The sequence below is a fragment of the Paenibacillus sp. FSL P2-0173 genome (assembly GCF_038008045.1).
Taxonomy (GTDB): Bacteria; Bacillota; Bacilli; order Paenibacillales; family Paenibacillaceae; genus Paenibacillus; species Paenibacillus polymyxa_B.
Genome location: NZ_JBBOYK010000004.1, coordinates 649,200 through 675,619, shown reverse-complemented (window position 1 = coordinate 675,619; position 26,420 = coordinate 649,200). Strand labels below are relative to the sequence as shown.

General features: G+C 46.6%; 20 protein-coding genes and 1 riboswitch. Of the genes, 12 read left to right on the top strand and 8 right to left on the bottom strand.

The window, feature by feature from the left end:
* Positions 1-12: 12 nt before the first annotated feature.
* Both MKX30_RS22910 and MKX30_RS22905 read right to left on the bottom strand, forming a co-directional pair.
* On the bottom strand, positions 13-789 hold the full coding sequence (locus tag MKX30_RS22910) for an ABC transporter permease (protein WP_341063577.1): 777 nt from the start codon (positions 787-789) through the stop codon (positions 13-15).
* Complete coding sequence (locus MKX30_RS22905) at positions 786-1,079, bottom strand: MTH1187 family thiamine-binding protein (protein ID WP_016818835.1); 294 nt, start codon at positions 1,077-1,079, stop codon at positions 786-788. Before MKX30_RS22905 ends, MKX30_RS22910 begins: the two co-directional genes overlap by 4 nt.
* Positions 1,080-1,321: 242 nt before the next feature.
* Between MKX30_RS22905 and MKX30_RS22900 the strand changes: the two genes are divergently transcribed.
* Positions 1,322-1,504, top strand: a complete 183-nt coding sequence (locus MKX30_RS22900; RefSeq protein ID WP_155613642.1) for a hypothetical protein — start codon at positions 1,322-1,324, stop codon at positions 1,502-1,504.
* Between the two features lie 7 nt (positions 1,505-1,511).
* On the opposite strand, the gene MKX30_RS22895 is transcribed toward MKX30_RS22900, so the two are convergent.
* Positions 1,512-2,555, bottom strand: coding sequence for an ABC transporter substrate-binding protein (locus tag MKX30_RS22895; protein ID WP_053324486.1), 1,044 nt, complete (start codon positions 2,553-2,555; stop codon positions 1,512-1,514).
* A gap of 192 nt (positions 2,556-2,747) precedes the next feature.
* Positions 2,748-2,857: riboswitch (TPP riboswitch) on the bottom strand.
* Positions 2,858-3,127: 270 nt separating this feature from the next.
* On the opposite strand from MKX30_RS22895, the gene MKX30_RS22890 reads away from it, so the two are divergent.
* The 6 genes from MKX30_RS22890 (at position 3,128) to MKX30_RS22865 (ending at position 10,751) form a co-directional block, all read left to right on the top strand.
* Positions 3,128-3,562 carry a pyridoxamine 5'-phosphate oxidase family protein gene (locus MKX30_RS22890; RefSeq protein WP_071559425.1) on the top strand — a complete coding sequence of 145 codons (435 nt, stop codon included), beginning with the start codon at positions 3,128-3,130 and terminating at the stop codon, positions 3,560-3,562.
* Positions 3,563-3,783: 221 nt separating this feature from the next.
* On the top strand, positions 3,784-5,886 hold the full coding sequence (locus tag MKX30_RS22885) for a bifunctional 2',3'-cyclic-nucleotide 2'-phosphodiesterase/3'-nucleotidase (RefSeq protein ID WP_071559424.1): 2,103 nt from the start codon (positions 3,784-3,786) through the stop codon (positions 5,884-5,886).
* 275 nt (positions 5,887-6,161) lie between these two features.
* Complete coding sequence (locus MKX30_RS22880; RefSeq protein ID WP_071559423.1) at positions 6,162-7,223, top strand: EAL domain-containing protein; 1,062 nt, start codon at positions 6,162-6,164, stop codon at positions 7,221-7,223.
* Positions 7,224-7,619: 396 nt separating this feature from the next.
* On the top strand, positions 7,620-8,633 hold the full coding sequence (locus MKX30_RS22875; protein WP_341063576.1) for a zinc-dependent alcohol dehydrogenase family protein: 1,014 nt from the start codon (positions 7,620-7,622) through the stop codon (positions 8,631-8,633).
* A gap of 153 nt (positions 8,634-8,786) precedes the next feature.
* Positions 8,787-9,944 (top strand): SMP-30/gluconolactonase/LRE family protein, encoded by a 1,158-nt coding sequence (locus MKX30_RS22870; protein WP_341063574.1) that lies wholly within the window; start codon positions 8,787-8,789, stop codon positions 9,942-9,944.
* Between the two features lie 18 nt (positions 9,945-9,962).
* A complete protein-coding gene (locus MKX30_RS22865; protein ID WP_341063572.1) occupies positions 9,963-10,751 on the top strand; it encodes an SDR family oxidoreductase in 789 nt (262 codons plus the stop codon).
* 309 nt (positions 10,752-11,060) lie between these two features.
* Here the strand turns inward: MKX30_RS22865 and MKX30_RS22860 are convergent, their stop codons facing one another.
* Positions 11,061-12,152 carry a hypothetical protein gene (locus tag MKX30_RS22860; protein WP_341063571.1) on the bottom strand — a complete coding sequence of 364 codons (1,092 nt, stop codon included), beginning with the start codon at positions 12,150-12,152 and terminating at the stop codon, positions 11,061-11,063.
* Between the two features lie 272 nt (positions 12,153-12,424).
* On the opposite strand from MKX30_RS22860, the gene MKX30_RS22855 reads away from it, so the two are divergent.
* On the top strand, positions 12,425-14,122 hold the full coding sequence (locus MKX30_RS22855) for a glycoside hydrolase family 13 protein (RefSeq protein WP_341063570.1): 1,698 nt from the start codon (positions 12,425-12,427) through the stop codon (positions 14,120-14,122).
* Positions 14,123-14,193: 71 nt separating this feature from the next.
* Here MKX30_RS22855 and MKX30_RS22850 read toward each other — a convergent pair whose 3' ends face one another.
* Positions 14,194-14,961 carry an HAD-IIB family hydrolase gene (locus MKX30_RS22850; RefSeq protein WP_341063569.1) on the bottom strand — a complete coding sequence of 256 codons (768 nt, stop codon included), beginning with the start codon at positions 14,959-14,961 and terminating at the stop codon, positions 14,194-14,196.
* Between the two features lie 161 nt (positions 14,962-15,122).
* Entirely contained in the window at positions 15,123-15,920 is a 798-nt protein-coding gene (gene pdaA / locus MKX30_RS22845; RefSeq protein ID WP_341063568.1) for a delta-lactam-biosynthetic de-N-acetylase, read from the bottom strand.
* A 262-nt stretch (positions 15,921-16,182) separates the two neighbouring features.
* Here pdaA and MKX30_RS22840 point away from each other — a divergent pair, with 262 nt between their 5' ends.
* Positions 16,183-17,205, top strand: coding sequence for a methionine ABC transporter ATP-binding protein (locus tag MKX30_RS22840; RefSeq protein ID WP_341063567.1), 1,023 nt, complete (start codon positions 16,183-16,185; stop codon positions 17,203-17,205).
* Complete coding sequence (locus MKX30_RS22835) at positions 17,202-17,867, top strand: methionine ABC transporter permease (RefSeq protein WP_023986716.1); 666 nt, start codon at positions 17,202-17,204, stop codon at positions 17,865-17,867. The genes MKX30_RS22840 and MKX30_RS22835 overlap by 4 nt, the downstream gene beginning before the upstream one ends.
* On the opposite strand, the gene MKX30_RS22830 is transcribed toward MKX30_RS22835, so the two are convergent.
* Both MKX30_RS22830 and MKX30_RS22825 read right to left on the bottom strand, forming a co-directional pair.
* Positions 17,864-18,238, bottom strand: coding sequence for a MerR family transcriptional regulator (locus MKX30_RS22830; RefSeq protein WP_023986717.1), 375 nt, complete (start codon positions 18,236-18,238; stop codon positions 17,864-17,866). The two genes, MKX30_RS22835 and MKX30_RS22830, sit on opposite strands and share 4 nt — an antisense overlap.
* A gap of 99 nt (positions 18,239-18,337) precedes the next feature.
* Positions 18,338-19,318 carry an aldo/keto reductase gene (locus MKX30_RS22825; protein ID WP_068941055.1) on the bottom strand — a complete coding sequence of 327 codons (981 nt, stop codon included), beginning with the start codon at positions 19,316-19,318 and terminating at the stop codon, positions 18,338-18,340.
* 275 nt (positions 19,319-19,593) lie between these two features.
* Between MKX30_RS22825 and MKX30_RS22820 the strand changes: the two genes are divergently transcribed.
* The gene (locus MKX30_RS22820; protein ID WP_341063565.1) at positions 19,594-23,010 is read left to right on the top strand and encodes an S-layer homology domain-containing protein; all 3,417 of its coding nucleotides are present in this window, start codon (positions 19,594-19,596) and stop codon (positions 23,008-23,010) included.
* Between the two features lie 161 nt (positions 23,011-23,171).
* Positions 23,172-26,315, top strand: coding sequence for an ATP-binding protein (locus MKX30_RS22815; RefSeq protein ID WP_076265152.1), 3,144 nt, complete (start codon positions 23,172-23,174; stop codon positions 26,313-26,315).
* The last annotated feature ends 105 nt before the right edge of the window (positions 26,316-26,420 follow it).

Below are 26,420 nucleotides of genomic sequence, written 5' to 3'. Positions count from 1 at the left end.
TCAAGGAGGAAGCTACTCTCGATCGGGTTTCCAGCGAACCAGCCATTTCTCCAGTAGTAAAATAACCACAAACATGAGTAAGCTGAGTGTAACAATAATGCCGATGGCGGCAAAAATGAGGTCCGTGCGATAGGCTGATTTTTGCAGCAGCATATAATATCCAATTCCTTCACTAGCTCCGATCCATTCCGCAATGATCGCACCCATCACACTATAGGTAGCAGCAATTTTAACGCCAGAAAAGACTTGCGGCAGGGAATGTGGCAGCTCCAGCTTCATAAAAATAGCCATGCGGCTTGCACCCGACATCCGCATATAGTTCATCATCGTACGGTCTGTTCGAGTCAGCCCGTCCATGGCCGCTACAGCCACAGGAAAAAAGCATACTAGGGTAATGACCATCAGCTTGGGCAGCACCCCAAAACCAAACCACACCATGAGCAGCGGTCCCAGGGCGATGATTGGAATGTTTTGGCTCAGGATAAGCAGCGGATACAGGGCGGATTTGAGAAAAGGAATCGTATGAAGAACGATGGCGATCAACAGTCCCGTTGCTGTCCCTATCGCGAATCCCGCAAGTGTCAGACGAATCGTAGCCCATGTATGGGCACCAAGCAGCGCCGTCTGGGCTATGCCCTCTTGTACGATGAGGGATGGAGCAGGCAGCAGCCAGGATTCAACATGCAAATAGGAAACCGCCCCCTGCCAGGCCGCTAAAAAGAAGAGGACCGCCACAAAGGGCGGCCATACGCTTTTCCACCAGGATGCGTTCTTGCCTTTCGGATTCATGGGCGATATTTCTCGGTCAGCTTGTTCATGCTGATGCCTTGTGGGTTATGTGCGATTTTGATCTGTGAAATGACGCTGGGACTGCCCGCTTCCGTCAAAGCCTCGTGCATTTCTTTAACCACTTTCAGCAACTCGTCGAGCTCGCCCTCCATGGTCGTATCCAATGGATTCACCTGATGTTTGACACCGGAGCGCTGAATGACCTCGATCGCCTTATCTACATACGGGTAAGAGTCCTCGTTATTAGGAGTTTTAGGGATTACTTGAATACTGAGCAGTGTGTTAGCCATGCAAATTCACCTGTCCTTTATTTGGAGTGTTATTAAAAAAATATGGTGGTTTAAGGCGGGGAGACCGCTTCGCGTTTCATTTGATCTTACGATCGCTGCGCTTCTCCAGATTCAAATGAACCACTACGCTGCCAACCGCCTTAAAAACACCCTATTTTTAAAGCTGGTTTGTGTGGCATTTTTAACACACAAGCGCACCTACTTAGCGCTTAGATAATATGAGAAACTAAAGAATAAACCAAGTGGAACGAGAACGAAGTGGGCGGAATGGTGCTGTACAAGCGTTAGCGTTCGCCTTTGTACCCAGATTTCAACCTCTGGATATTCATAAAAGAAATCTGGGTACAGCAGCGATGGGAAGCACCATCCGACTGCGTAGTGGCGCTTCGTTCACTTCTCTAGTTCAGTCTTATTTAGCGTTTTAACAAATGATCAACGCTTGGGCAGGAAACCGTTTGTGAAGGCTTTATCGACTTCCAAAGGCTTGCTGAGCAGCTTGCGTTCGTACATCCAGTCCGAATAGTTTTGCCATACCTCCGGTTTTTGCACACCCCATTGCGCGGCATCGTCCTGATAACGCGGGCTTAGCCATTTTTGGCTGGCAAGTACCAGTTTTTTATCCAGCTCCGGTACAGCTTTGCTTAAGATGTCTGCGGCTTCTTCCGGATGAGCGATAGTGTATTCATAGCCTTGTGCGGTAGCGTCCATGAACGCTTTGACCAGCTCGGGATCATTTTTTATTGTCTGTTCGTTGCTCACAATTACAGGTGTATAGTAATCGAGGCTTTTGGAATAATCTTTTACATACAGCATATCCAATGGCTCACCTCGAAGCTGGGCCTCGATTCCGGTCCATGCGTAGAAAATCCAGGCAAAGTCGATATCCCGCTTCACGGCTGTAAAATAGTCTGCATTGCCCATGTTGATGATCTTCACTTTGCTCACATCGCCTTTGTCTGAATCCATGATGGATTTCATGACCGCTTCTTCTACGGGAGAGCCCCAACCGCCGTATTTTTTACCTTCAAAATCTTTCGGGCTCTTAATTCCACGATCTACCGGGGCTGCGAAGCCTGAGGTATTATGCTGAATCACCGCAGCGATGGATACAAGCGGCACGCCTTGCGTACGAGCCTGTGTGACGCCTTCTTGGTAGCTGATACCAAAAGGTGCAGCATTAGAAGCAACCATTTGATCAGCTCCGCCTGAGCCAGGTTGAACAATTTGGACATTCAAACCCGCTTTTTCGTAAAATCCTTTGTCCTTAGCGACATAGAGTCCCGTATGATTCGTATTGGGTGTCCAGTCGAGCACGACTTTAACATCTTTGAGCCCCTTTGCCGGAGTAGACGTTTGAGTGTCGGTAGCGGGAGCCGCTTCTTGGGATGTGGGGGGACTTCCACCGCAAGCGGTCAGGGTCAGGGCCATGAGCCACAGACTGATCAGTCCCAGGCTTAACATTTTCATGCGCTTCATCGTTGTGTTCTCTCCTTTAATTACCCGTTATCCGTCCAATCAGACAGCTTAAGTTCCCCATTTTCTAAAAATAACATCTGCCGGATGCGATCTTTCCAACAACATAATCTTCAACAAAAAAAGCGCCCCGAGTTTCCGGGGACGCTTGCGCTTGTATATACCAAAGTAAGGGATGGTCCTATGTAAAAAAGGCACATCTTGCTTAAGCATTCCTACGCTGGCATTACCCAGATCAGGTTGTAAGGGTCAGTGTCTTGGGACACACTCTCAGCCGGCCGATTCCAGCACCCCTGGCATTGTATGGTTTAATGGGTTCATTTATTCGGGTTTACTACGACGATTATATGCCTTGAATGCGGGTCTGTCCAGCATGAAGGGAGAGGTGACGGTTCATTTGCCGAACGACAGGGTACACTTTTACTGTGAGCTTTGATCTGAAAATGAGCATGAATCAATTCGATTCGATCCGGTCATGTTATTTTCAGAACAGCTACGCAAGTAGGTTCAGATGGGCTGGTGCCCAATGGCGTGGCCGTAGAGAATTCTAATTCGTGAAAAGGAGTTGTTGTACTGTGGGTAAAACGGAAACATTGGATCGCAACCAACTGGAACAAGCCATTGTGAAGGCTTTGGATAACAACAAATTTTGCTCGTTAGGTACGGTAGAGGGTGGCAAACCGAAAGTACGCTATATGGCCCTTTTTAACGATGGAATGAACATTCATCTGGCGACAGATCGCAAAACGCATAAAGTAGAGGAGCTAAAGGACAATCCGAATGCTTATCTGCTGCTGGGTTATGAAGTTGGCGGTACGAAGGAAGTCGTAGAAGTGGAGGCTACCGTCCAGATCACAGCTGATGAGGGGCTGCGCAAACAAGTGTGGAACGATTCCTTGAAGGAATGGTTTTCCGGACCGGATGATCCCGATTATGTCATTCTGGACGTGAATCCGACACGCATTGAGTATGTGGGTCAGCAATCTGAGCGCCAGGTTTGGAAGAAGTAATACGAATATAAATGGATAAGCCGGTGAATCTCCGAGTTTTTTAGGAGGTTTGCTGGCTTTTTATTTTTTGAGAAAATTAATTATTTTTTCATAAATAATTTAAGTAAATGACTACTCTTTTATCTGGCGTTGGATTAAAATAGAAATGGTGGGTTCAAGGCTTACATATATGTGCAAAAGTATGTATATGAGGCATACACCTTAATGAGGAGGGGTATATTTTGTTATTTCGTAAAAATTGGTTTAAAGGGTTTACAGCAGCAGTTGTGGCTTGTAGCATGCTGGTGTTTTCGGCCGCTCCATCCTGGGCAGCTAGCGATTCTCGCGATAGCGCTACGGTGAATTTGCGGATCATGGAAACAACGGATATTCATGCGTCGCTGATGAACTATGATTACTATTCAGACAAAGAAACCAACGAATATGGCTTGATTAGCACAGCTGGTTTGATCCAACAGGCGCGTAGTGAAACAAGAAACAGCATGCTGTTCGATAACGGTGATTTGTTACAGGGCAATCCATTAGGCGATTATATGGCCAGAAACAAAACCTATGAAAAAGAAGGCGGTGTCCATCCAGTCTACAAGATGATGAACTTGATGGGCTATGATGCGGCGACAGTGGGTAACCACGAATTCAACTACGGTCTCGATTTTCTGGAGAAATCGCTCAAGGGAGCCGATTTTCCTTACGTAAATGCGAATGTTTATGTTGACAAGGGGGGGCAAGCTACTAAAAATTATTTTACCCCTTATCGAATTCTTGATAAAACGGTAACGGACGAGAAGGGCCAAGAGCACATCCTTAGAGTGGGCGTCATCGGTTTGGTCACACCACAAATTATGCAGTGGGATGAAGCCAATTTGAAGGATAAAGTCGTTACGAAGGATATTGTGGAAACGGCGAAAAAGTTTATTCCTCAAATGAAGACGGAAGGTGCTGACATTATTGTCGTGCTTGCGCACACAGGTTATGAGGATGTGCCGCAAACGCCAATGATGGAGAATGCCGTTAAATATTTAAGCCAGGTGGACGGAATTAACGCTATTTTGTTTGGGCATGCTCATAAATCTTTCCCCGGCCCTGATTTTAAAGAAATGAAGGGTGTAGATCTAGATAAAGGAACCATTAACGGCGTACCGGCTGTGGAAGCTTCCTCATGGGGCAAGGATCTGGGTATTATTGACCTGAGCCTGGAAAAGAGAAACCGCGAGTGGAACGTAACTAACTCTCAGTCTGAAGTACGTCCGGTTGTGAGTACCACTAACCAGGCTGTGCAGTTTACTCCTGACTACAAACTGACAGATTCGATCAAGGAAGAGCATCAAGGAACGCTGGATTATGTTCGCCAACCTGTTGGAACAACGACTGCACCGATTAACAGTTATTTTGCATTAGTGCAGGATGACCCTTCCATTCAAATTGTGACGAATGCACAGAAATGGTATGTTCAAAACCATCTTAAAGGGACCGAATACGAAAATCTTCCCGTATTGTCGGCAGGCGCTCCATTCAAGGCCGGTGGTCGAAACGGAGCCGAGTATTACACCAACATTCCTGAAGGTACGATAGCGATTAAAAACGTGTCCGACCTGTATGTGTATCCGAACACGGTTCATGCTGTAGAAGTGACCGGTGCTGAAATTCAGGAATGGCTGGAGTGGTCTGCAGGTCAGTTCAACCGCATTGATCCAAAGCAAACTGAGGAGCAATCGCTGATCAACAAAGATTTCCCAACCTACAATTTTGATGTCATTGACGGTGTGAATTACCAGATTGATGTAACTCAGCCTGCACGATATGATGCCAAGGGAACTATAATTGATTCTTCAGCTCATCGTATCAAGGATCTGCAATACAATGGGAAGGCTATTGATCCTGCGCAGAAATTTATCGTAGCTACCAATAACTATCGTGCTTCCTCATCCAAACTGGCTAACCCAGATGGCAAACGAATTGTGATGGCAGCACCGGATGAAAGTCGCCAGGTCATTATTGACTATATCCGTACGAACGGAACGATTAATCCATCGGCGGACGGCAATTGGTCTATTGCTCCTTTTGGTCAGGCAAAGGTTACTTTCGAGTCCTCTCCTGATGCCAAAGACGTGCTGGCAGGAAATCAACAAATTTCATACTTGAGCAGCGCGGCAGACGGCTTTGCCAAATACAGCTTAAAAGCTGGCGCTAAGCCTAGTGCAGCAACCACTCCTGTAAAGGAAGCTGTGGCTCCCGCGAAAGCAACAGCAAAACCAGCTGTTAAAACGACCAAACCTGCAGCTGTTAAACCAGCTAAAACAACGAAGCCGAAGGCGTCCAAATAACTTCGGATTTTAGTTTCCACTCAATATCAGAATGAAGCAGCAAGTCTCTTTAACCAAGAGATTTGCTGCTTTTTTTGATGCCAAAAACAACAGCCCCGAATTTATCATGATTGCAAAAAGTTTTCTGATTTTTGTCGAATATGTACTTAAGTCCTAAGTTGTCGTTAAGAATAAGCTACTTTTTTGTAAAAACACGTAATTATATAGTGCTTTTGTTCTAGTTATTTGTGATATAATGGTGAAAAAACCGGAAAATTGTTCCGAGGAGGACCATTATGACATGCAGCAATTGCAGCATCATATTACCTATTAAGGATCAAGGATTGCTCAGAATTAGGCATTCCAGGGTGTCGCTTACTCCAGCATTAGATGGTTTGGGTATGCTATCGGAACAACTGAAGCAGGAACATGGGCGTGAGGGCAGCATAGAGTTTCGCTTTGACAGCCGTTCAGAGCTGGAACAGCTGGTTAACGGACTGGCTCGTCTGCCGCAGGAATACCTGAACCATATGCAAGTTGTGGTAACGGGCTTGCATTATATCGAAGGATATGAGGACTGGCTTCTATTTAGTCAATTGCAAGCCAGACTGCAACATCCAGATATCGTGAGTATTATTAAGGATCAAAGTTTTTCCAGCCATATGCAGCCTATTGTTGATCACAAGCTGGATATTATCGGGTTTGAGTTTTTGCTGCGTCCGTCACATGCAGAGAGACCTTTTCAGCCTTTCCGGCTGTTTGAAATCGCCCGTGAAGCTGGCTTGCATGCTCATCTGGATCGCTCGGCTCGTATTTCCGCTATTGAAAAAAGTGCAACATGCCTTCCGGCGGGAATTAAACGTTTTATTAACTTTCTCCCTTCCACCATTTATAATCCGGCTTATTGCTTGAATCACACCTTTGAGACGATTGATCGGTTATCCATGAGTACGAAGGATTTTGTATTTGAGGTCGTAGAAACGGAAGAGATAGACGACCTTAATTTTTTGCATCATATCTTTGATCAATATCGCAATCGAGGAGTTTCGGTAGCCCTGGACGATGTGGGGGCAGGTTATTCTACGACAGAGCTTATGAATTGCCTTCAGCCGGATTATGTTAAAATTGACCGCAGTATAATTGACGGCTGTCATAGTAACAGTGATCAGAAGCGGCAAATTACAGGGATTGTAGAATCGGCTTTTCGTTTTGGAGGCCAAGTGTTGGCTGAAGGCGTAGAGCAGATGGAGGATTTTGAATTTTGTCGTGAAGCAGGTGTGTCACTGGCTCAGGGTTATTTGTTTGGCAAGCCGGAGCCTGGTCCGCCCTCCAATTTTATGCTTAGTAGCGTAATATAGTCAGGAACAAATTTAAGTAGACGTAGTTTATAAAAATTGGAGCTTAAATAAGGCTGTGGCATAAGCAAATTCCAATTCTATTGGACAGCGCTTTATCACCATTAATGTAAAAAACGCGAGTTGCAGAGGTTATTTCACCCCTGCAACTCGCGTTTTTTGGTATGCTTGCCCACCTGAGTAAGTTCTGGACAAGCGAAGCCACCCAGTCTCCAATTTTACTTGGTAAGGAACGTTAAAAGCCCGGAGGCAGTTTACGACCGTTTTTATTTTTAAAGTAAAGATTGACGTCTTGAAGACAATTGGATACAGTGTATTGTATAAGAAACGGTGTTTCTTTCGCAATACACTGTATCCATACTGGGTAAAAAGTTTAACATTACAGGGAGGACAACCAAAATGAAAGCAGTGCAACTGAAAGACGGTTTTGGCTTTGAAGAGTTAACCTTGACGGAACTTGACATACCGGTGCCGGGACGGCTGGAAGTTCTGATCCGCATAAGGGCAGCGTCCCTGAATTACCGTGATTTGGTGATTATCAACGGGCTAATGCCGATCGGCATTCAATTTCCCTTTATTCCGTTATCTGATGGAGCGGGTGAAATTGTAGCTGTGGGCGAAGGGGTGACAAAATTTCAGATTGGACAAAGAGTAGCGGCAAATTTACAACAGAAATTCATTGGCGGGAGCACGAGAGCGGAGGTCTTAAAGGACAGTCTGGGAGGCCCGCTCAGTGGAGTGGCGTCTGAATATATCGTTCTGCATGAAGAAGGGGTCGTCGCCATTCCGGATCACCTTTCTTGGGAGGAGGCTTCCACCTTGCCGATTGCAGCATTAACCGCATGGAGCATGCTGATGGAATCCGGTGGGCTGCGAGCGGGGGATACGGTGCTCTTGCAAGGAACAGGCGGTGTTTCCATCTTTGGGCTTCAATTCTCTCTGATGGCGGGAGCAAGGGTAATTATCACATCGAGCAGCAATGACAAGCTGGAACGGGCAAAGGATCTCGGCGCATGGCAGACAATCAACTATTCGGAAGTTCCCGAGTGGGATAAGGTGGTTCTGGAGCTGACAGACGGCGGAGTCGACCATGTCCTGGATGTAGGGGGAGCGGCAACAATGGCGCAATCCATCAATGCACTTCGTACCGGAGGGACTGTGAACATGGTCGGCTTCTTATCGGGCTTGACTATTCCTGAGTTTGATGTCACCAGCATTTTGCAGAAGGCTGCGACGATTCGTGGCAGCCAAGTCGGTAACCGGGAACATTTCGAAAACATGAATCGTGCCATTTCCCGCCATGGTTTACATCCTGTCATTGACCGGGTATTCCCGCTCAGCCGAATCGGCGAAGCCTTCGCACTTTTGGCTGAAGGAAAACAGTATTTCGGTAAAATCGTCGTTCAAATATAAATGAGCATTTTGCATAAATCCCAAGAGCGATTTCAAATCAGCAATATATAGATCGAAACGGTTTAGTTCGTCTATATAGTGTACTTTCGAGCGTTGGGAATCGAATTATGCAAAATGCTGAAATATTATTCACATCACATAGGAGGCACTCTAATGCCCAGTAAACCCGATTTATCTGTCAAAGATTCTCAAGGAAGAAAGACTAAGAAACCGCGTAAATGGGTATGCAGAACCGGATTATCGCTGTTGGCGGTAATCCTTCTGGGAGTGGTTATTTTTATGCTCATCCCTTCCCCTGTCCAGCCTGCAAAATGGCTTGCACCTTCGGCCCCCTCTTTTGAACAAGCGGGTCCATGGCAACAAAACAACAAACTCAGCTCCGCAGAGCTTGTTACAATTGCCCCTAAGTTTCCGGAATTTATCACCTTTGACAAGGAAGGAAATTTATATACGGGAGACTCCGACGGGAAAATTTATAAGGTTGCCTTTGATACAAAGGGCAATCCGCAAAAGGCCCAGCTATATGCAGATACCAAAGGAACGCCCAATGGACTTATGTTTGACGCAAGTGGAAATCTGATCGTTACGGATGTTAAGAAGGGGCTGCTGTCGGTAGATCCTTCCGGAAACGTGACGGTGTTGGCCAATCAAGTCGACGGCACACCGATCTATTTGGCCAACGAGCTGGATATTGCCAAAGATGGTACCATTTATTTTTCTGACACCTCCAATTATGGCAGTGTAGTCTTCAAAGAAATCGCCGAGAACAAGCCACATGGACGTTTGCTGAAATATGATCCGGCGACCAAGCAGACGACAGTTCTGTTGGAAGGCCTTTATTTTGCGAACGGGGTTGCCTTGTCTGCGGACGAAGATTTTGTGCTTGTGGCAGAGTCGTATCACTACCAATTGACCCGATATTGGCTCAAAGGGCCGAAGAAGGGAACTTCGGATATTTTTGCGGATAATCTCGCCGGTTTTCCGGATAACATTACGCGTGATGATCAAGGCCATTTCTGGGTCGGTCTCTTCACAACACGTATTCCCTTTGTAGATCAGATGCATGGAAGCCCGTGGCTGGCTGGAATGATGGCCAAATTGCCTCAATCGCTGCTCAGCGGTGCAAGCGCACCTGTGAAGCATGGGCTTGCTGTGGAGCTTAATCCGCAGGGTAAACTTATCGGAAGCTGGCATGATCCTGAAGGCTCGCTTTATGGGGTAACCACGGCTGTAAACCATGACGGATATTTATATATAGGTACAGCTCCTGGAGGCAGCCAGGGTGTTCATCGTGTGCTTTTAACCAAATAAGCTTGGGGAGGGTATAACATGATATTGGATGAATTGAGATTATCCTGGAAAGCGAAGGAAAGCCTGGCCGGGAAAGTAGCTTTGGTAACAGGCGCAAGCAGCGGCATTGGGGCATCGATTGCCAAAAAACTGGCAAAGCGAGGCGTGTATGTAGCTGTATTGGCACGCCGTCAGGAACGATTGGATGAATTGGTTCGCGACTTGCACCAAGAGGAATTGTACGAGGTCATGGCAATACCTGCCGATATCCAAAAAGCTGAAGACGTACAGCAGGCGGTCCACGCCATTCTTGAACGCTGGGGACGGCTTGACATTATCGTTGCCAATGCCGGCTTCGGGTATCGAAGCCCACTGGCAGAAGTGGAACTGGAAAGGTGGGAGGAGCTTTACAAGACGAATGTGCACGGTCTTGTTCTGACACTGAAGTACGGACTTCAGCCAATGAGGGAACAGGCCAAGGGGGATGTTGTCATTATCTCCTCTATTGCAGCGAAGGAAGTGGTTGCCGGAGGAGGACTATACAGCGCTACCAAGTACGGCGTTAGTGCCATAGCCTCTGCATTGCGTTTGGAGACCAGTACGCAAGGAATTCGTGTAACTGCGATTCACCCCGGGGCGGTGGCGACGGAATTTTCGCAGGTGGCCGGATATCCCGAGCAGGAAATTCGGGCGTTTGCTTCGAGCGTTTTGCCGCTGCATCCCGATGATGTTGCAGAAGCTGCCCTTTATGCACTAGAGCAGCCGGAGCATGTCAATATTCCAGAGTTGACCATTATGCCTTCGAGGCAGGTCCAGCGGTTCAAATAGAGCGATATTTATTCTGACACAAACCGGGTAACCGGGTATGGTCATCGCCGATGCCGGGTATGGCGGCGAAGAGGACTACGTGCCTTCGTTTGACCATAACCTGCTCAAATGGGTGAGCATGAACCAAAAAGCGCGAGCTACAGGGGGATAATAACCCTTGCACTCGCGCTTTTTTTATACTAATGACGAAGCGTGACTGTCCAATAAAGTTTAAAACCAGCTTTGGGACAGCTCCATTTACTATAGAGCAGACCATATTCTGTGAAAATTTTGGCTCCACGTTCGCTCATTCAGTCATCGTGAGCACAGCTATAGTGTAATGACGTATAGCCCCAAGGGTGTGGTTGCGCTCCCTGCAACCATGAAGCTGAGATCATAGCTAGATCTGCCGGGAGGGACGCTGATATCAGCCAATCGGCATACCTTGGTATTATCTCGTAGCAGAGGGATACCATATACACGATCATCTACACGTACAGATCCGGCGAACGCGCCCCCACGTGGATTGGCATAGATTCGTACGATACGTACCTCGTCACTGTCATTAACGATGGGAATCGTCGCGTTGTATATGGTTCCGAATTGTCCGCGATTATCTAGCGCAGGCCCCAGCTCGCTGCGTGCCCCGGTAAACAGCAGATCGGCAGGAGTCTCGCCGTTCAGCTTTTTGGTGGCACACGCCCGGTAGTTGGCGCTTTGCCCGACCACGTACTCTGGCATCCGCGCATTCGTTTCGGAAAAGGACCACACCCCTCGTGGATGCGCCTGTGGTGGAGGTACGGGAGGAAGCGCATCCATATGAATCTGGCGCAGATCCGTCTGCGTATCCTTGCTGATCACGGTGCGAATCACATAATCCAGCGTACCGTGGCCTTCAGCAAATTCTACTGTGAGGTCATAGATGAATCCGGCCAGCGATCCTTCGGCCAGCTCAAATTCCTCCAGCAGGGCGGTGCTTTTGCCGAATTTATGACGGTCTGCTGGCTTCAGACGTTCCATCGTACCCGCCAAACAGCTTTTGGCAATAGACTGCCCGACATCTATAATCCAGTTGCCGTCCTCAGGCACAATCTTAAGGGCACGTTCAATATGTCGTACTTCTAGTTTAGCGGCGCTTCTGTTCTCTACGGTGATGCCCAGTTTAACAGCGCTGCCGAGTTTGTTATAATGCCAGCCGAAAATGCGATGTTTGACTGTTCGGGTTGTCGTGCGAACCACGTCATGCCACAGGGTGGCTTGCTCGGTAGGTACCGTCACGTGGGTAAGCGTCTCCGGGTTATCGCTAAGCATCAGGCGGCGTGTTCCCCCCTCAGTGGCTGACTCCACATCCACATGGATGTTGGGCGGGATCACAGTAGTTTCCACAATCAGATCCTTTGGCTCCTTGGGTCGATGGTTCATGTAAGTTCCTCCTTTTATTCAAAAGTGGCACCGCTTTGAGTACATGTATATGGGCAGCTCATAAATATAGGTAACGCCAGATCCACTTTTACAACCTGTTTTGCAAAATATTTTTTTAAAATAAATCTCCGTAGGTTATAGCGGCTCTGCTAATGCGTCGAAGCAAGCTTACAATACTCTTGTTCCCCTACACCAACGATTCGCAGACAGGTATTGCGTGTATGTTAAGAGCATAAGCTATTGGATGTACAGAGAAGCTACAGGAGGGAAACATGCCTAGAAAAATATGGTGGAAGGAAGCCGTTGTATATCAGATTTACCCGATCAGTTTTCAGGATTCTGACGGAGACGGTAAAGGAGACTTGCGAGGCATTTTGTCCAGGCTGGATTATTTGTGTGAGCTGGGTATTGATGTAATTTGGATTTGTCCGGTATATAAATCGCCTAATCACGATAACGGATATGATATTAGCGATTATTATGCCATTATGGATGAGTTTGGAACGATGGAGGATTTTGACGAACTGCTTCACCAGGCGCATGAACGAGGCATCAAAATCATGATGGATTTGGTATTAAACCATACATCGGATGAGCATCCGTGGTTTACGGAGTCACGCTCGTCCAAGGATAATCCGAAGCGGGACTACTACATATGGCGAACAGGCAAAAATGGCGGATATCCAAACAACTGGGAATCGTATTTTTCCGGTTCAGTGTGGAAATATGACAAGCTTACAGACGAATATTACATGCATCTATATTCCGAGCATCAACCAGATCTGAACTGGGAAAATGAAGAGATGGTGGGCGAGCTCTACCGCATGGTGGAATGGTGGCTGAAAAAGGGAGTCGATGGCTTCCGTTTTGACGCCATTGCCCATATTGTCAAAGCGGAGGGGCTGCCGGATGCCGATAATCCTGACAAACGAACCTTGGTACGTGCCTATCAGCTCTTTTCCAATCTGGAACAGGTACATGTACTTCTACGGATGCTGAATGAAAAATTACTGGAGCGTTATCCCTTAATGACAGTTGGCGAAACGTCTGGTTTAGGACCGGAACAGGCGCTTGATTATGTGGGGGACCAGCGGCATGAGCTGAATATGGTTTTCCAGTTTGAACACATGTTTATTGATGCACAAGGGCTAGGGACGGAAAAATGGAAACCCAAGCCGTGGACACTGGTGGAGCTGAAAAAAATAATGAGCAGCTGGCAGACAGTGCTTCATGAGGAAGGATGGAATGCCAATTATCTGAACAATCATGATCAGCCGCGGGCCCTCTCGCGATTTGCTAATGATGGACAATATCGCGTAGAGTCAGCCAAAATGCTGGCAACCTTCACACATATGTTAGAGGGTACGCCTTATATTTATCAAGGTGAGGAAATTGGCATGACGAATATCGCATTCCCGTCAATTGATGATTATCGGGATGTGGAAACGTTGAATTATTATGAGCAGCAACGGAAGATCGGTGAGTCTGAGGAACAGATTATGGCAGAGATCTGGCGGAAAAGTCGGGATAATGCGCGTACTCCCATGCAATGGAATGCTGGACCTTCAGCCGGATTTACCGATGGAGAGCCGTGGATGAAGATTAATGATAACTACACGCACATTAATGCAGAGGCAGAAAGAAATAATCCGGACTCGATTTTCCACTATTATCGCAAGTTGATTGCTCTGCGCAAACAACATGAGGTCATAGTCTATGGCGAATACAAGCTGCTGTTGCCGCTAGATACGGAGCTGTATGTATTCACTCGTTTGCTGGGAGAAGAGCGTTTGCTGGTCATATTGAATTTCTTTGATCGTGATCCGGTGTACCACTGGCCCGAGGAGGACTTTCCTGTTGCTAAAGCGGAGTTGCTGCTGTCCAACTACGAGCCGGTACAAGGGGAACAACTGCATGCCTTGAAGCTGCGCCCCTATGAAGCCCGAGTGTATAAGCTAAGCGTGCAATAGGCGTTGCTATCTGTAGAATGGTAAAAGGAAGGGAAGGTTCATAGAGAGACCTTCCCTTTCTTGGCGTTTGGCTAAATGGTAACTGTTTCAGCCAACTCACGTATTTTGGCGATAATCAGGTCTTCTTGATTTTCCCCCTCATTAGGGATCGATTCAGTCGCGAAGGCAGCCAGTTCAGCATGTTGATGAATCATGACAGCATGGTGTGCCTCCCTGAACATCGGTATATCATTCGCATCATTGCCGAAGGAGATAAATTGACGGGGCTGCACACCAAGCTTCTGAAGTGCGTTCCATTTATGGATATTTTGCGGGCTGATGTCCAGCACTTGTTCATTACGGTGTTGATGGATGACCACGCCGAGCGGCGAAAGCTTGGCGGCCAGCTCATCCATATCGTCAGCAGTTAAAATGAGCATTTTTACGATGGATTTCAGGGAAGCCAAAGGCAGCTTTTGCGCCAACTTGCTGATATCCACATTGTTGAGTATAGGATGATCAGCTGCTCCCGTATATGCATAATCCCACTCGCTGTCAATCAGGTAGGTGGTTTGGTGTTCCTCCAGTAGTGCGAGCAGGGCATTCTTCACATCTGGTAAAAAGGATTCCACGTGAGTTATACTGCCTTGTTGGGAGATCATAGAGCCGTTGCCACCAATCAGAGCATAGGTGTGAAAGCGTTTAGGAAGTACGGGTAACATGTCGCGAATCGGCCGTGCCGAGGCAAAAATGACTTCATGTCCCGCTCGGGACAATTGTTCCAGACAGCTTGCGATCTTATCCGACACACACTGCCCCTTGAAGCAAATCGTTCCATCCAGATCAAATACAAAATGCATGATGTACCTCCAAAAAATAGTGCTTTCCAATTCATTTCTTACAGTCATTATATCCATTACCTTCCTTGGTCGTAAACTAAAAAGCCCGATTCACACTGGCTACCATGGGCAGGTGTGGATCGGGCTCATTATGATATCGACTCATTAAATTCAATTACTATTTAGTGATAATGTTTCACCTTAAGGTCGTCTAGACTTTTAAACTCATACCCTTGCTTGCGAGCCTCGTCGATGATAGAAGCAAGCGCCTCGGCATTGTCCTTGGATACGGAATGGAGCAGAATGACCGCACCAGGGTGGAGCTGACGCATGACTTGACGATAGGCATAGTCCGTTCCTTGCTGAATATTTGTGTCCCAGTCCTTGTAAGCTACAGACCAGAATACGCTCGTATATCCGGCTTCTCGACAGGAAGCCAATGCTTTTTCACTAAAAATGCCGCGAGGCGGTCGGACATATTTCATTTCTTTTTGCCCGGTTAGCTCTGCCGATGCATTTCGTACCCGATCCAGCTCAGACCGGATCTCTGCCGAAGAAATGGTGCTCATATCAGGATGGCTCCATGAATGGTTTCCGATAATATGAGCCTCACTTGCCATGCGTCGCATCAAAGCAGGCTGGTCTTTTACAAAATGCCCTGTCACAAAGAAGGCGGCTGGGACCTTTTTGGCCTTCAATACATCCAGCACTTTCGGAGTATACCCATTCTCATAGCCGTTGTCGAAAGTGAGAAATAATTCTTTTTTAGTCGTATCCCCCAGAAAGATGCCACCTTGTCTTTTGATCAGGTGCATAAAGCCTTCTTGTGCGATAGAAGGCAGCTCCCCTCCCTTACTTTTTTTAAATCCAAAATGATAAGGCTGTCCGTCAACAGTCTGAGTAGCCCATGCGGGTTCCGCCGTAACTGCCAACATCCCCATAACTGCAACGCATAGCCACAAGGTAAATATTCGCTTCATCTATGTTCCTCCGCTTCCGTCCCGTACGGGTAAGGTGTGTATGCTTCGGCATATTCCATACCATCTGCAATACCATGCTGATTTATGCAAGGACATGGACTAACCAGACTCAAAACACATATTGACATGAATATTAAATCGAAGTAGTATACTTTATAAAACTTACTAGAATACTCGGATTTAATTCGATCGTTCATGCCAAAGAAAAGCAATCAGCTCAGAACATTTTACATACTTGTGAGAACGGAAGGAGTTAGGACTCATGATTGAACTTAGGAATGTATCCAAAACCTACGTGAGAAAAGGCCTAAGTATTGAAGCGTTAAAAAATATAAATATCAAAGTGGATAAAGGAGATATCTTCGGGTTTATCGGATTCAGTGGCGCAGGGAAAAGTACGCTGATCCGTTTGGTCAATCGTCTCGAGAAAGTAACCAGCGGAGAGGTTCTTGTTGAGGGGGGGCAGTTAAATACCTACTCGACCTCTGGGCTTCGGAAGGTAAGGAAGAAGATCGGAATGATTTTTCAGCATTTTAATCTGCTGGAATCGAAAACAGTGTTCGACAACATTGCAATTCCGTTGGTGCTGCTTAAGCGCAACAAACGGGAAATAGAGGGGCGTGTAAAAGAGCTTTTGGCGTTCATAGGATTGTCGGACAAGGCGAATAGCTATCCCAACGAGCTTTCCGGCGGACAAAAGCAGCGTGTAGGGATTGCACGGGCGCTTGCGAGCAACCCGTCCATTTTGCTCTGTGATGAGGCAACCTCGGCACTTGATCCGCAGACCACACAGTCAATTCTCGACTTGCTTCGCAAAATCAATAAGGAATACAAGATCACCATTTTGATCATCACCCATGAGATGTCGGTGATTCAGCGAATTTGCAATAAGGTAGCCGTAATGGAAAAGGGGGAAATCATCGAGCAGGGCAATGTCCTGGAGGTATTCGGGCAGCCGCAGCACCCAACGACACAGAGCTTTGTACGCACGGTCATTCACGATACGGTACCCGAGAGTGTGCTGCAAACGTTCGAACAGCAAGAATCGCAGCGAATATACAAGCTGGAATTTATAGGGCAGGTTGCTTCTGATCCGGTGGTTCATGAATTGATTCGGCAGCATGATATCCACGTGAACATTTTGTTTGCCAACATGACGGAGATTCAAGAAACGACAATTGGCTATATGACGATCCAACTGCGCGGCGGACAGCATGCCGTTCAGCAGGCTGTTGATTTTCTCAAGAGCAAAGGAGTCCATATTCAGGAGGTAGAGAGTCTATGATGATTACAGGAACTACGATCACCTGGGATCAACTGTGGGAAGCTTTGTATGAATCCGTGCTTATGGTCAGCATATCATTATTCATTGGTGCCCTGATCGGTATCCCTATCGGTATTTTACTCGTCATCACCCGTCCGGGCGGAATTCTCGAGAACAAATGGCTGCACAATATTTTGAATCCAATCATAAACATTGTTCGCTCCTTACCCTTTATTATCTTGCTGATTGCAATCATTCCGTTAACCCGTCTGATTGTGAATACATCCATTGGGACCAGTGCGGCAATTGTCCCCTTGATTGTATATATTGCGCCATATATCGGCAGGCTGGTCGAAAACTCGCTGTTGGAGGTGAATCCGGGGATACTGGAGGCAGCAGATGCGATGGGGGCGACTCCATTCCAGGTCATTCGATACTTTTTGCTTCCTGAGGCATTCAGTTCTCTGATTTTGTCGTTAACGACAGCATCCATTGGTCTGATTGGTGCTACTGCTATGGCTGGTGCGGTCGGTGGAGGCGGAATTGGCGATCTGGCGATCGCGTATGGCTATCAACGTTTTGATACGCTGGTTATGCTGATTACCGTCATCATTCTAGTCTTGTTTGTTCAAGGTGTTCAGTCCTTGGGGAACCTGCTCTCCCGCAAAGCACGTAGGGGTTAAATTAGATGTTTTTCTTTTTTACCTATTGTCTGTTCATAGCTTGTAATTTTATAATCCATGCGTTCCAATACGTTGTTCATATCTGCCATTTTTGCAATGAGCTGCTTACGCTGCTCCATTAGGAGTTCTTTTCTAGCATTTATCGTTTCATCACCCTGCTGGAACAACCTAACGTACTCAATCAAAATTTCAATGGGAAGCCCTACGCCTCGCATGCATTTGATATATTCAACCCATCTGCAGTCTTCTTCCGTGTAATCCCTGATTCCACTTTTATTACGGTTCACACGCGGAATAAGTCCGATGCGTTCATAATAGCGGAGTGTATCCTGAGATAGTTCGAATTTTTTGCTTACTTCTGCGATCAACATGCAGACTTCACCTCCTGATTTCTGATCAAGAAACGCCCTATGTAAATGGATAGGGCGTTCTTGTTGTTTCTTATTTCGAAACTTTCATTTCATCCATATTTACTGAGCGCCAACTACCGGATGAGGAACATATGGCTCTTCCAGCAATGCAATTTCTTCAGGTGTTAACGTAATCGAAAGAGCAGCTACTGCATCTTCGAGATGAGACGTTTTCGTAGCACCGATAATGGGAGCTGTTACCGGTTCTTTCTGTAGCAACCAGGCAAGTGCGATTTGAACGCGAGGAACTCCACGTTTTTCTGCGATGGCCGCAACCTGCTCCACGATCAATCGATCGGTATCGGCAGTCGCATCGTATTTAGATTTCGCAACCTGATCGGTTTCGGAACGATGTGTTGTTTCCTGCACATCACGCGTCAATCTTCCACCTGCAAGCGGGCTGTATGGAATCACACCGATTTTTTCTTCTTTACAAAGCGGCAGCATCTCTCTTTCCTCTTCACGATATAAGAGATTTAAATGATTCTGCATTGATACAAATTGGGTCCATCCATTCTTTTCAGCAACATGTAACGCCTTCAGAAACTGCCATGCGTACATGGCAGAAGCACCAATATATCTTGCCTTCCCGGCCTTCACAACATCATGTAAAGCTTCCATCGTCTCTTCAATAGGGGTATTGTAATCCCAGCGATGGATTTGGTACAGATCCACATAATCTGTCCCCAGTCGCTTAAGGCTCTTATCTATTTCACTCATGATAGCCTTTCGGGAAAGTCCCGCACCATTCGGGCCTTGATGCATACGGAAATGAACCTTTGTCGCGAGGACAATTTCATCTCGATTCGCATAATCCTTTAAAGCCCGTCCAACAATTTCTTCGCTAGTTCCATCTGAATATACATTCGCGGTATCAAAAAAATTAATACCTAGCTCCAGGGCATTTTTTATAATTGGACGACTGCGCTCTTCATCTAGTATCCATGGGTGAATCCACCGTTCTGCAACCCCAAAGCCCATACACCCAAGACAAAGCCGGGATACATCCAAACCGGTATTTCCAAGTTTCACATAGTCCATTTAATTATACCTCGCTTTCCTAGATATTGTTTTCTTCAAATGTAGTCTACTCCAGCTACTTACACCGGATATTATTACATTTGGAGTTCACTCCAAGTCAAGCGATTTTGTTGCGTGATGCCATCATATAGGTCTTATTGTTCAGAATTGGTTCAGTGGGACTTCGTATAATTCTCTTAGCATAGTTCCTTGGTTGCATAATCCGTAGAACTAAACATGACTAAAGACTTTGATAAAGCAGGATATATGCCAATAAATAGCGTCTAGGAGTGGAAATGTTGAAACTTGTAAAACGAAATAAATGGATTGCATCTGCGATGGTATTAGGTATTGCTTCAGGCTCAATCGTATCTCTGCCTTGGATGGGCGGCGCTCAGACTGCTTATGCAGCAACAGCAGATACGCAAAGCGAAACTGGATTTGTAGCACAAGCTCGCACCTTGGGTTTGATGACAGGCGGTAAGCAGGGCGATTTTATGGCGCAAAAGAATTTGACCCGCGCAGAGGCGGCTAAAATTTTGTGCAGTCTGTTCCAGTTGGAAGTTAACAATCAGCCGCAAACTTCTTTTATGGATGTATCGTCCGATGCATGGGGCGCTCCCTATATTGAGGCTGTACGTGCAGCCGGGTATATGACAGGCAACGGGGAACTGTTCCGTCCGGGGGATGCCATTACCAAGGAAGAACTGATCGTATCGCTAGTACGTGCAATGGACTTACAGGATGCCAGCACAGCGAATGCACAGCAAAATGCAGTTCAGGTTGCCCGCTCTTACGGTCTGTTATCAGAGGATGCTTCTGCAACGGATTTGAAAAATCCATTGAACCGGGAGAGTGGTGCAGAAGTATTCGTCAGCCTGCTGGATCATCCGGTAGGAGAAGTGAAATCAGAGGGCAATACCGTTCGCATCGGAAATATCCCTTACCAGTTGGAAGGGTCTTTGCAAGGTTTGTTCGGTGAAAATAACAAAGCTGTATTAAAAGGGGCGAAATTCGACCTTAACCGTAACTTGCGTACGCTGACAGGTGTGAATAAGCTGGAAATTAACGCAGACGGTGGCGTTTTTGATGGCAAGGGTGTGTCTTTTGAGGGGCGCCTGATCGTTAATGGCTCGGTAACCTTGAAGAACATGTCCTCCACAGGGGTATTGGAAATCAAAGGTACAGGGAATCAGCCTGTATCGGCCATTTTAGAAAATACGGCATGGTCCGGTGTGGAGCTGGGCTCTAAGGATGCCAAGCTGAGAGCAACCGGGACAACGAAGATTGACAACCTGACGCTGAAAGATGATGCATCGATCGTGACCGAAGGAAATGCCGCGATTAGCCGCGTTTCGTTGCAACAGGGACTGGGCAAGCTGTTGGTTAGCGGTAGTATTGGTTTGCTGGATGCATCACAATATGTGGGTGTTCCTTTTATTACGCTGGCTAAGGGGGCTGCAATCAACCAGCTTAACCTGCCGGAACAAAAACAGCCGCAGGATGTTATCATTAACTATGATGCGATGAAAGAAGCTGTTAGTCTCGTAAATGGTACGAAGAACTCATCCTCTGCTGGATCGGTTGTCACGGACACAGATAGCAAAGATAAGAAAAAACACGATAGTGACATTATCAGCGTAGACCGCAGTCAGCTGGAGACAGAAGTCCATGCAGCCAAAGAACTACTGGAGCGTGCAGGTGAGGGTGGAACGGATCAGGCGCTTTACACGGCCGCAGCGAAGGAAAGCCTGTCCATAGCAATCAATCAAGCTATGCTGGTACTGAACAATACAGCAGCTACACAGGCAGAGGTAGATCAAGCGCTCAGCACATTGAAGCAGGATGTTTCTGTGTACACAGCCTCAGCCACAGAACCAGTGATTGGGACACAGGAATTAACTAGACTGATTCAGGTAGCTTCGACTACCCTTGAACAAAATCAAATGGTTGGCGACGAATTCCCGCCTCTTTGGGATGAATCACTAAGACAAGCTATTCAATTTGGTAACAATGTGTTGGAAGGGAATGCTCCTCAAAATATTGTGGATCGGGAAGTAGTAAGCCTACGTCGAGTAATTGAAGTCTACAATGCATCAGTAAAACTCAGAGATACCTATCTGCATTTTCTCGATGTAACGGATCGTGTGGAGAATATGAAAACTGACAAAGCGCGTTACAAGTCCTTAGTGAGGGAAGGATTAAGTGTATATGTGAACCCATTAGCTACAACTGAGCAGTTGGACGAATGGACACGAAAAATAAAAGATACGACAGAAGCATTTCTGGCATTGCAAGCAGCAGACTTTTCAGTGCTTAAAAATACTTTACAAGAAGCGCAGGTTATCTACGATCAGAGTGGCTCTCAAAATGTTGAACTGGGCAACCTCATTCAGGAATATACAGAGAAGATGCACACCGCTATGACGCAGCAGGACGTATTGACCTTGAACATGGAGCTGAGTCAAAGACTTGCGGAATTCACTGCTCCAGTGCCTGCTACAATTCGGGAAAAACTGCAGCAGCTGGTTCAAGACATTCATCTAAAACTGCTGTCTAACCCTGTAGCTCGTAATTACTTGAATACGGAAATGCTGTCTTTAGAGCAACAAACAGCACAAGCCAACTTTGCACTCATTATGCCGTTTACTCCTGAGGAGCAATTGGTGATCTCTTATAATCAATTAAGTCAGGCTAAAGGGACCTATATTGAAAAATATAACGAGAAAAGACTACAATTGAGAGCCGAAATCATTGAAATGCAGGCATCGATCAATGGAATTTTGGTGCAAAATTCAGGTGCATTAAGCGCTGAAGCCCAGCAAGCCTTGTCTTCTGCATCAGAGCATGCCTCCATCTTCTTGGGTTTGTCCAGCTTTGAATTACAAGACGTTGTTCCTGTATACGAGGAGTTGCAACAGGTACAGAGCCAGTATGCCGTACCAATAGCGGTGGATACCACGTTGTTGAATTACAACATAAATTTAGCTAATAATGAAGTTCAGACGTTCGGCCGTCATTATACCGAACAAGATAACGAAGAACTTCAAGGGCAAATTAATCAGGCAAGCCTTGTGCTTAATACTCCGGATAGCACACAGCTGCAGGTAGACCAGGCTAACACGGATTTGATTACAGCGTTTTCGAACTACCAGTCCAAATGGATAGTAACTGATTATGATATCAATGAGCTCAAGACCATTGCGAACAATCTGCTCACAGCAAATGGTACAGATCCTACGACGGTCTACTTTCACAGAGTAGTGGATGCATTCAATCGTCTGGACCAGTATTATCCTATGCCGGAAATTAAGAAAAATTATATGAATCTGGAAGATGCGATTCAGGAGTATAAAGATTTTGTAGCCAGCCAGCAACAAAACAGCGGAACAGGAAGCAGCGACAGCAGTGGTGGAGCAACACCGCCAAGCGATAGCAGCGGAACAGGAAGCAGTGACAGTAGTGGTGGAGCAACACCGCCAAGCGATAGCAGCGGAACAGGAAGCGGCGACAGTAGTGGTGGAGCAACGCCGCCAAGCGATAGTAGCGGAACAGGAAGCAGTGACAGTAGTGGTGGAGCAACACCAACAAGCGATAGCAGCGGAACAGGAAGCGGCGACAGTAGTGGTGGAGCAACGCCACCAAGCGATAACAGCGGAGACGATTCAGGCTCGATTCCTGGCGGTGGTAATGATGAAGGCATGATTCCTTAATAAGGGAAATAAAGGAAGTAAAGGATGTATAGAAGGGGACGATTCCGCACAGATTTTTGTCTGCGGCGGGCGTCCCTTTTTGCATGGGGGGCGCTTCTAATACAGCTGGTTAGAATAACCGATACTAAAAGATAGACGATATTGAAAAGAGCGGGGGATTTATGAAAAAACAGGGTGTTTTATTTTTTATTATACTTCTGCTTGCGGTTGCGTTGCCGGTGTATCCGTTGGTGTCGGGTGTATTATCTGGAAACAGTCATTGGAAAGCTCATAACGGCGTTATAAATTTGCGTAATTGGCATCCCGAAAAGGAAGGCCCTGTACAGCTGGGAGGGGAGTGGGAATTTTACCCCAACCAGCTTGTGCAACCTTCAGCCTTTCATGAATTGCAAGATAAGGATTGGGTAAATCATCAGAGTTCTTCAGAATTGGGGATGGAAACGGGATATTCTACCAAGATTGTGGATGTGCCTGGTAGATGGAATCAGTGGATGCCTGAGGGACAGGCGACCGGATATGGAACCTATCATATTCGTATCCTGTTGCCTGAAAAAGCGGAAAATCTGTACGGCATCTATATGCAAAACATTCGGAGTTCCAGCCGAGTATGGATTGACGGAGCAGAGGTAGGAGCGAGTGGTATTCCCTCTGTTTCTGCCGACAAAGGCAAGCAGGGCAATGCTCCTTATGTTGGATTTGCAGCGGTAGATGGACAATCGGTAGATATTACCGTGCATGTGGCTAATTATAGTTATTCCTCCGGTGGGATCATTTACCCATTGTTATTTGGGGATTACGAGAGTATTACGCATAGCCGGGAAGTTGCAATGGCAGAGGACACTGTACTGATAGCGGGTTTTTTTATGCCTACCGTATTTTTTATCATGCTGTATCTTTTACGTAAAAAGGAGAAGGCATTGCTTTACTTAGGATGCTTTTGCATCGCGGCTTTATTTTACATTCTGACACATGGAGAAAAGCTGCTGGTCTGGGGAATACCGGACTTACCTTATGAATGGATACTGAAAATACAGTCGTTCTCTTCAACGCTGTTCTACTATTTTTTGATCCGGTATGTTCATCTTTCGACGCAGATTGTTATGAATCGGATCGTGCTGCGCCTCTATAATATTACAACCGCACTGATGCTAGGTATGGGGCTAATGTTGCCTACACTGATACTCTCATCCTTTGAAGCGTTTATTCTTCTTTTTGGCGTAGTTAGTGTGGGATATGTATTACTGATCTTGATTCGTGGACTTCTTCAACGGACGGATGACGCTGCACTGCTAGTCATTAGTATTATGAGCATACTTATGATTGTAGTGACTAGTTTTGTGTATATTTTGGGCTGGGGAGATGTGCGCGGGGTGACAGCCTATGAAATGCTCATATTCGTATTGGCTCAAACGCTTCTGCTGGCCAAACGTTTTGTACATTCGTTTATGGAGGTTGAGAACCTGTCACGACGGTTGCTAACACTGGATGGGTTAAAGGACGAATTCCTGGCGAACACGTCACATGAGTTGCGCACTCCTCTACATGGAATTATTAATATCGCTCAATCCATGCTAGACCGTTACGGGGCACAATTCAATGAGCCGCAAAAGCACAACTTGTCCTTGATTGCGAATGTAGGACGCAGACTTTCTTATTTAATTAACGATATTCTGGATTTTTCTAATTTGAAAAATGGAAGATTAGCCTTAAATCGCCGGCCTGTTAATGTACAGGCAGCTGTAAATTCCGTGCTGGAGGTATTGGGTCATACGGTGGGTAAGAAAAAGCTGCAATTCGTCAAAGAATGGCCCAATTCGTTACCCAAGGTGGATGCGGATGAGGATCGGCTGATTCAGATTTTGTACAATTTGTTGGGTAATGCGGTGAAATTTACGGAGGAAGGCGAAATCGTAATCTCTGCCAAAGCGGGGAACCGCGAAATGGAAATCAGTGTGAAGGATACCGGGTCCGGTATTGCCCAGGAGCATCTTTCGCATATATTTGAACCTTTTAACCGAGGGGCGAATGCTGAGGATGAAGGATACAGTGGAACAGGGCTTGGATTAGGCATAGTCCGTCGTCTAGTGGAGCTGCATGGTGGTCATATCCGGGTAGAATCTAGATTGGGCAAGGGTTCGACCTTTTATTTTACACTACCCTTGGCGCAGACCGGAACGTTGGCACATGAAGCTCAAAAAGATGTTTCGTCTGCGGTTATATTGCAGCCTGGCGTGACGTCGGGTCAGAATGTGATTCCGCATGAAGAGGATGCCCAAGAGCAAGTTCAGACTGTTCCCTACAAAGTGCTGGCTGTGGATGATGATGAGGTTAATCTTCGGGTGCTGGAGGAGCTATTATATACCACAGGTTGTAGCGTGGTGGCAGTGGATCATGCCGAGGAGGCACTTCACATGCTGAATGGCCGTACCCGATTTGACCTAGTCATTACGGATTGGATGATGCCGGAAATGTCCGGTATTGAGCTGTGCCGACGGATACGGGAACGGTATTCCCTGTCCGAGCTACCAGTGTTGCTGCTGACGGCACGCGACCTGCCCGGCGATATCCGCGCGGGTTTTATGGCGGGAGCTAATGATTTTCTACGTAAGCCTGTTGATGCTGAGGAATTAAAGGCGCGTGTGCGCACGCTGTTGAACATGCGTCATTCGGCGGAGGAAGCGGTGCGTTCGGAAATGGCCTTTTTACAGGCACAAATCAAGCCGCATTTTCTGTACAATGCATTGAATGTTATTGTATCGACCGTAGCCGTAGACCCGGATAAAGCAGCGGAGCTGCTCATGGAGCTGAGTCAGTATTTGCGGGGCAGTTTTGATTTTCAGAACAGGGAGAATACGGTACCGTTATCCAAGGAGCTGGAATTGGTAGAATCGTATGTGGCACTGGAAAAAGCACGATTTGAAGAACGTTTGCAGGTGACCGTAGAGGTAGGAAGGAACATCCGGTCGCTTATCCCGCCATTAAGCATTCAGCCCATCGTGGAAAATGCGATACGACATGGTGTGATGCAACGGGCAACAGGTGGAACCGTGCGAGTGGTTGTGCAGGAGGATGGAACCGATTTTGTAGTCAGCGTGACCGATGACGGCGTAGGGATTCCGTCCGAGCGACTGGAACAGCTGTTGTCGGAGGATCATGTATCTTCCAGCGTGGGACTGCGGAATATCCATCGCCGTCTTATCCATATGTATGGAGAAGGATTGCGGATTGAAAGTAATTCAATGCAAGGGACGACGGTAAGCTTCCGTGTGCCGGAAACGATCTCGCCCCGGAATACCGATGAATAAAAAAAGTACAGTACATTTGTCGGAAAAGCTAATGTCGCGTCCGCGATGATACGATATATAAAATATAAGGAATTAAAAATTGTAAGGATAAAGCAGATAGCATGT